We start from the raw sequence: 3,376 nt of genomic DNA on the forward strand, positions 1-3,376 counted from the left end.
TAAGGAACGTCCACCAATGGCAGAATGGAAGCGCCCGGACTTCACAGCCAGCAACCTTGTTGATATCAGCCACAATTATGAATCGGTCTTGTTCCCAATCAATGGTCTTTATCTGTGGGTGCAGAGAATCGTCGGCTTCACCGCCATTTATGAACCAATAAAGATTTTGAGCGGCCTCCGGATAATCTTTTTCATGGATTCGCGCAAAGTCTTCGTAGAATAGCGACAACGCCACATAAACGCGGGTCTGCTCGTCCTCTTCGATATTTCCAAGCCACGCGATAACATTTAAAATATCACGAAAATCCCCGTTGATTGTTTGCGCGACCCCGCCTACGCTTATTGATTCGGGCAGGTTCCATCCGTTCATTTTGATGCGCGTCTCTGTGCGCGATTGAGTTTTGCTTCCTCGACCGCCTTTGCCGCAGTGCCTTTCATGTGCTTGCCAACACCCTGCTCAATATAAGGTGTCAACGCATTCAAGAGGTTCGTCACAACTCTCTCACCGTTGAGGCCGAACCCCATTAAGCTTTCATCTCCAACGATTGCATTAAGATCATTACCCGGTCCAAACGCCTCTGACAAGCGGCGCTTAACCTCTTGGTCCATTTGGTCCATTTCGCCAAAGACAATGGAGGCCCGCTCCAAATCGCTCATTTCTTCAAACGCCTGCTTTTCCTTCTCCTTGCGCTGATACTCCTGTTCAATTTTGGGGAGGTCTTCCAGCACGGAAATAAACCGCTGATACACTTTCGGATTGGACGGATTGAACCGTAGGGCTCCGCCGCCAACTTCAAATTCGATAACGCCAAGGTCGACACTGAGTTTTTCCATATTTACCTCCTAAATTTAAGCCGTTAATTCCGGCAGATAGGCAAACCTCATGATTTGCTCTCCGTTGCATTTGCAGATTTGATAGATTTCTTTGTAATGCGTCCCTTTTTGCATTTCCTCGTCCGCTGTGTGAAGAATCATATCCTCCAGAAAGCCCATGGTGGAGATAGTCTTGAATGGGACGCTATCGCGCTGCCCGGGTCCAACCCCTACCAGACCGTTCACCAGTTTTGAGTAGACAATATAGAACTTATCGGCGTTCCGGCTCCCCTGCGCTTTTGCATAATCAATCAGGTTCGCAATTGTGTCCGTCTCGTTCCGGCGAACAAGTTTGCCTTGCTTGCGGGTCACGAGCCATTCGGTGGACTGCCGTTCACGGATGAAGGATTCCATGGCGTTGAACGCTTGGATGTATTTCAGTTTCCAAAGGTCGGCTTCGCGGCCGGTAAAGCCCATCACAACGAAACTAAATCCGTCTCTGGTAAGAAAGTATTCTTTGTATTGATTGCCGTTGTGCTCGAAATACCCCTTGACGAAGTAATCTTTAACTGCGCAATTTTGCGCGGTTAAACTTTCCTCTTTATTTTCGATGGCCCTAACGACATCCCTGTGCTGTTTTCCGAATCGCTCGGCAATTACCCTGCTTCCTACCACCGCGTGTTCCCTGCGCTCAAAAATCATTAGATCGTTTTTCATTAAAATATCTCCTTATCAATTTGGCCGTGGAGTACGGGCCTAATAGTTCGGGGCAGAGGATTTACCTCCGCCCCGTTATCGCATAAAAATAGCGCCGTGCCATAGCACCGCGCTTAATCTCCGCTGCCCTCCGCAGTAAATGTAACCGTGCCGTTGGACGCTACCGCAGCAGTACCCTTTGCGCGGGTTCCACCGTAGGTTACATCAATCGGCATCCCCACATTGGCAGAGCCGCCCAGACCGGAGGGCTTCACCATGCAGGAAGAATATCGCTCCGCGAATACCGCGGTATCAGCAGTCCCAGCATAGGTATGTACCACCAGCAGATCGTTGTTCGTCATGGCCCCGATATCCTGATCCTTGATAGCCATGTTCCAGATTTTGACCTGCGCGACATCTCCGGAATCCAGTTCGCAGGGGTCAAAGGTTTGTGTAATGACGGGCTTTTTCATGGTGGTATAGGTATGCCCGAAGATATCCGTCTTGGATTCATCGCCCCAATCATATTCGAGGCTGGAATCCTCCACGCGCTTACCAATAGCGCTCCAGACGGGCGTCGACGACGCGCCGGTATTCATAAATAAGATCAAAAGTTCCCGCTCCACGACCGCGCCAGCAGTCGTATTAAAGGTCAAGTCAGCCATTTGTTTCTCCCTTCAAATTTTTTCTTAAATTGCACGGACATCTGGACCATGTACATTGCCGTTGTCCCCTCTTCGTCCGTGTCATACAGCATCCCGTTTTGTGCCATGATTCTTTCTGTCCTTGGCTCGTCTCCGAACGTAGGAGCCGCGCCGGTAACGCTCTGCTCCTGCACCCACTCCTGAAAGTCGGATACCCAGCCGGCGTTGATAGTTGCCCCTTCGTCGTCACCAATTGCTTTTAAGAACACGCAGTAAATAGCAAAATTATACTGGTTGGTTACGGTGGTGTTGCCCACGATATCCCGCCGCCGCTCCACCTCCACCAGCCCGGACGGATAGATGCCGCCATTGGGTGGGGCTTTGTCGGTGTAGTCCACATGGAAGTGTGAAAGGATATCGTATCCCGGAAACGTGGCAATCCACGTCTGCATTTTTTCAAGCGCGGTCATTTCTTCCCCCTGTCAACATAGGTCTGCGTCTCGGCGGCAATTTGTTTGCCTTCCGCCGCCATCATCCGCCTGTCCCAAAACGGGCCAGCTTGCGGATTCTTAGACTTGTCATATTGGAGGTCGTGGTCTGTAACGGTTTTAGGGGCCACGCCCTCCATCGCCTTGCCGTAATACTGATACCGGGCATAAGGCCCTAATACCTCGATCTCTGCGGCGCTCTTGACCATTTTCAGTTTGGTCGCCAAAACGCCGGATCTGAAGGGCATATACCGCGTGATTCTCCGATTGACGGAGTTGGTCACAAACCGCTGCACATCCCCGTTTTTGTCCACACCGAGGCGCGTCAGAATGGTATTGACGGGCTTCATGTTCACCTTAATCCGCGTGCTCATCCGCCCGCCTCCACATGGACCATATGGGCTTGCCAATACTTAGGGTCAACGTACTTTACCACCACCAACCCCGGCACTTTGGAAGGAATGAACTCCCGCCATTCCGCCGCCGTGGTCACGTCCGGCCCATCACCCAGTAAAACCTTATCGCCCACGAAAACAGGCTGCTCCGAACATGGAATGACCAGCAGAAACGAATTGACTTCGCTGCTGCCGGTCTTGTCCACATTCTGAGTTTTTTTGAAGTCCAGAAATGCACGGGTAAACACCTGCTTGGTGTAGGTGCTGTTGTCCGTGTGGTAGATTGTCACCGTCTGATTGCACTTGGAATAATCCACCGGGGAGTGCGGGCGAACGCACA

Annotated in this window: 7 protein-coding genes; all 7 read right to left on the reverse strand. The window is 51.2% G+C overall.

Annotation, left to right across the window (positions count from 1 at the left end):
• The coding region (locus RTK01_RS16325; RefSeq protein ID WP_312281981.1) for a Gp15 family bacteriophage protein at positions 1 to 370 on the reverse strand (370 nt) is incomplete at its 3' end.
• Positions 367 to 834, reverse strand: a complete 468-nt coding sequence (locus RTK01_RS16330; protein ID WP_312281982.1) for a hypothetical protein — start codon at positions 832 to 834, stop codon at positions 367 to 369. The genes RTK01_RS16330 and RTK01_RS16325, both read right to left, overlap by 4 nt.
• 15 nt (positions 835 to 849) lie before the next feature.
• On the reverse strand, positions 850 to 1,530 hold the full coding sequence (locus RTK01_RS16335) for a Rha family transcriptional regulator (protein ID WP_312281983.1): 681 nt from the start codon (positions 1,528 to 1,530) through the stop codon (positions 850 to 852).
• 113 nt (positions 1,531 to 1,643) lie between these two features.
• On the reverse strand, positions 1,644 to 2,174 hold the full coding sequence (locus RTK01_RS16340; protein WP_312281984.1) for a hypothetical protein: 531 nt from the start codon (positions 2,172 to 2,174) through the stop codon (positions 1,644 to 1,646).
• Positions 2,162 to 2,623: a hypothetical protein gene (locus RTK01_RS16345; RefSeq protein WP_312281985.1), complete on the reverse strand. Its 462-nt coding sequence runs from the start codon at positions 2,621 to 2,623 to the stop codon at positions 2,162 to 2,164. Before RTK01_RS16345 ends, RTK01_RS16340 begins: the two co-directional genes overlap by 13 nt.
• Positions 2,620 to 3,015: a minor capsid protein gene (locus RTK01_RS16350; RefSeq protein ID WP_312281986.1), complete on the reverse strand. Its 396-nt coding sequence runs from the start codon at positions 3,013 to 3,015 to the stop codon at positions 2,620 to 2,622. Before RTK01_RS16350 ends, RTK01_RS16345 begins: the two co-directional genes overlap by 4 nt.
• Positions 3,012 to 3,376, reverse strand: a 365-nt coding sequence (locus tag RTK01_RS16355; protein ID WP_312281987.1) for a hypothetical protein, incomplete at its 5' end; no start/stop codon positions are given. The genes RTK01_RS16350 and RTK01_RS16355, both read right to left, overlap by 4 nt.

Source organism: Oscillibacter sp., assembly GCF_031978065.1.
GTDB lineage: Bacteria > Bacillota > Clostridia > Oscillospirales > Oscillospiraceae > Oscillibacter.

Coding starts and splice junctions, on each gene's coding strand:
- RTK01_RS16330 (WP_312281982.1), bottom strand. CDS start 834: ATGGAAAAACTCAGTGTCGACCTTGGCGTTATCGAATTTGAAGTTGGC.
- RTK01_RS16335 (WP_312281983.1), bottom strand. CDS start 1,530: ATGAAAAACGATCTAATGATTTTTGAGCGCAGGGAACACGCGGTGGTA.
- RTK01_RS16340 (WP_312281984.1), bottom strand. CDS start 2,174: ATGGCTGACTTGACCTTTAATACGACTGCTGGCGCGGTCGTGGAGCGG.
- RTK01_RS16345 (WP_312281985.1), bottom strand. CDS start 2,623: ATGACCGCGCTTGAAAAAATGCAGACGTGGATTGCCACGTTTCCGGGA.
- RTK01_RS16350 (WP_312281986.1), bottom strand. CDS start 3,015: ATGAGCACGCGGATTAAGGTGAACATGAAGCCCGTCAATACCATTCTG.